Raw genomic sequence first — 467 nt, 5'->3', positions numbered from 1 at the left:
CCCAGTGTCCTCACATCGGGTGGAAATATTTATATTAACAGTGAGATATTATCAAATCAGGAATTGAGCAAAATTGAAGCCGAAAAAGATATTTTCCTGACGGGAAAAAAACTTTTAAATACAAGCAGAATATCGGAAGAAGCATCAGGGTATTTTAATCTGTTTGAATACTTCCCTCAGGACACTTATGTCTCTATCACCGATTCATTTAATACCCCCTCCGGTATCTATAAACTCTCGTCTAATAAGCTCCTGGAAAAAATCAACACATATCACCAATGGGATGATAAAAGTTATCATATTTTACCGCCGGGTGAAGTAAAATACGATATAAAAAAAGACAACCTTATTCTTGAACGGGCAAGTATCATCGCAAAAGGTAATCTTATCGCTGACTTTAGCGACAGCATTAATATTGATACTGACTACCCACGTAAATCGCCGCCCAGTTCAGATTTCTATTATGA

General features: G+C 36.6%; 1 protein-coding gene. It reads left to right on the top strand.

Translation table 11 applies throughout. The annotated features are described in order from the left end of the window. Window positions 1-467 (top strand): hypothetical protein (locus tag ABR397_RS23280; RefSeq protein ID WP_350307771.1); only part of this gene is annotated, 467 nt, incomplete at both ends.

It is taken from the genome of Photorhabdus viridis, from assembly GCF_040256935.1.
In the GTDB taxonomy this organism is placed as follows: Bacteria; Pseudomonadota; Gammaproteobacteria; order Enterobacterales; family Enterobacteriaceae; genus Photorhabdus; species Photorhabdus viridis.
This window is presented reverse-complemented; position numbering and strand designations above follow the sequence as displayed.